2 protein-coding genes are annotated in these 2761 nt (G+C 67.5%); one reads left to right on the forward strand and one right to left on the reverse strand.

Going from position 1 to position 2761, the window contains the following annotated elements; all coding sequences use genetic code 11:
- Positions 1-870 (forward strand): ATP-binding protein (locus tag OES25_17640; GenBank protein ID MDH3629460.1); only part of this gene is annotated, 870 nt, incomplete at its 5' end.
- An 86-nt stretch (positions 871-956) separates the two neighbouring features.
- On the opposite strand, the gene OES25_17645 is transcribed toward OES25_17640, so the two are convergent.
- A partial coding sequence (locus OES25_17645; GenBank protein MDH3629461.1) for a hypothetical protein occupies positions 957-2761 on the reverse strand: 1805 nt, incomplete at its 5' end.

Consider the following 2761-nt stretch of genomic DNA (forward strand, 5'->3'; position numbering starts at 1 on the left):
CAGACCAGGAATCGGGCCAGGGCTAACACCTTGTTCAGGGTGATCGTGGCGTCCTGGATCGTCATCGTGGCACTGAGCGTCACCACCTTGTGGAGTCTCGAGCGGCGACGGGCGAAGGTCGAAACCACGCTTCGTGAGAGGGACGCCCAACTGCACCGGGCGCAGAAGATGGATGCGATCGGACGGTTGGCCGGCGGCGTTGCCCACGACATCAATAGTTACCTGAGCGCGATCCGCTCCCAGGCGGAGCTGGCACGGGACAAAGCGGTCGACGACGGAACGAGGCGCAAGACCGCGTCGATCCTGACCTCGGTTTCCAAGGCATCTTCGTTGATCGATCGGCTCCTCGCGGTCGGCCGCCGGCGACCGGCCCGATCGGTCGCGGTCAACGTCAACGCACTTCTCGACGACGGCGCCGGGGCCGAACTCCAAAGGCTGGTCGGTGAGAACGTCCGGCTGGAACGGCGCCTGTCACCGGATCTCCACAGCGTCGAGATCGATCCCGTCCAACTCGAGCAGGTGATCGTGAACCTGGTCGCCAACGCGGTCCAGGCGATGCCCGCCGGCGGGCGGCTGCGAATCGAGACCGCCAACATCCGTCTTCCCGACGACTCGCCCCGGACGTACGCGCGGCCGGGCGGATACGTCATGCTGGCGGTCGCGGATACCGGATCGGGGATACCGCCGGAGAACCGGGAACGGATCTTCGAGCCCTTCTTCACGACGAAGGAGGCGAGCGGTCACAGCGGATTCGGCCTGGCCACCGTGTACGGCGCGGTGCAGCAGGCCGGTGGCGCCGTTACCGTGGAAAGCGACGCGGGCGAGGGGACGACGTTCAGGATCTATCTGCCGCGGGCGCGACTCGGCTGAGCCGGAACGGCACCGAAGTTCGTCCTGTAGAAAAACCGTCGCGAACCGCGGGCGTTTCTCGCAGGGCAAACACGCCCCGGCCGGCGTCAGTCACAGATGCCGTCCGCGATATTGTCCAGGACGATTCCGCAGCCGAATCCGGCGGCGCCGAAACCACGCGGTCCCGAGCTGCCGTAGCCCGGGTGGCCGGCCATGTTCGCCGCGTCCACCCAGATCAAGTTGAACCAGACGTCGCCCAGTCCCGTGGCGTCGAACGTGCCGTCGCCGTCGCAGTCGGCCGTGCCGACGTAGGTCGAGTAGTCCCCGATATTGCCGTAGACGACCACGGCTCTCGCTTCGGAGCAGGTCGCGGAATCGTAGGTATAGGTCACGTTGTCGCCGTTGCGTGCGAAGGTCGCTGGACTGCCTCCCGCGATCCAGCCGTCGCCCACCGGCGGCGGTGCGGTGCTCGCGGCGCAGCAGGCGCTCACGTCGCACTCACTCACGGGGTTCCTGACGACGTGCAGACCTTCCCCGGGCGCAACCGTGCTCAGTTGGGCCGCTCCGCCCGCGTTCTCGCTGAGCCGGATCCGGTACATGCCGGGGCCGCTGTAGATGCCGAGCGCGAGGAGGTCGTGAAGCCCGGCGTCCGGCGCGCCGTAGTCCTTCAGCAAGTGCCAGGTCCCCAGCATGTCCTGGATCTCGACCCGGACGGCATCCGTCCAGGTGTCGTCCGTGAGGCCGGTCAACCGGAAGTAGTCCAGCCGCGTGTTCTCTCCGATTTCGTTGGCGTTGTTGCCGAAGCGGATGCCCACGAAGGAGTTGGGATCGGGGAACGTGACGCTCTCGTCACAGGTCCACAGGCCGTCGCCGCCGTCCGGACCCTGGAACACCGGGATCCACACGGACTCGATCATGTACTCAGCCCACAGGAACTCGCCCGCGTCGAGCGAGGTGTCGCTGGAGTGGTCGAACTCCATCCGGACCTGCGCCAGCGGGGTCGTGAAGTACTTCGTCAAACTTGCTCCGGGGCCGAGACGGGCGTTGAAGCCGCTCGGGGAGCCTGGACACGTGTCGGGTTCTTCCGCGCTCGCGATAACCGGGCCGGATTCGTCCCAGGGGACCACCGTGTCGAAATCGTCCTCGTAGACCGTCACACGCGGCGGAGAGTAGGAGAAGCCGTAGGACAAGACCGCCGTGTCCGGCGAGCCGACGATGACGGTCTGCAGGTCCGAGATGACTGTTTCGAGCGTGGCGTCAAGCGGATCGCTCGGAGTCAGGTCAGCCCACTGGTCGCCGCCCGGGTCCGACACGCCGAGCGGAACTTGCAACACGAAGGGGAAGTCGGCCGGCGGAGTGCCGCCGCCGGTCCACGTCACGCCGTCGATGTCGAAGGTGATCTCCGAGCCGCACGCGCCCGTCGTTGCGGGGCAGAATTCGAAGCGCTCGGCGAAGTTCAAAGCGCTGAGTCCCGGATCGATGTCGCCGAACGACACCGCGCCGCTAACGACCGCGGCGTCCACAGTGGACGCCGGGTTCGTCGCCAGACCGGCACGGACATCCCCCGCGACCGCGGTCCCCGCGTTACGCAGCCGCGCCAGGGCGGACCAGCGCTCTCCGGGCTCGACGAACGAATCGCCGTCGCCGCACACCTCGACCAGGCTGCCGGCGGGATCGTATGCCGCGTCGACGACGACGTTCGGTGCACACTGCGCGGTCCACTCGCCCGTCGCGTCGACGGGATCGGTCAGCGCGCCGCAACTCGGGGAGCTGTCGTTGACCCGGCAATTGTAGGCGTGGCTTGCCGCATCGCCGCGGCTGACGGTGTGCGAGGAATCCGTTGCGCCCGGGATGTCGATCCCGTCCTCGGTCCACTGGTAGGCGAACGGACTCGTGCCGCCCGACACCGCGG

It is taken from the genome of Acidobacteriota bacterium (assembly GCA_029861955.1).
Lineage (GTDB): Bacteria > Acidobacteriota > Polarisedimenticolia > Polarisedimenticolales > Polarisedimenticolaceae > JAOTYK01.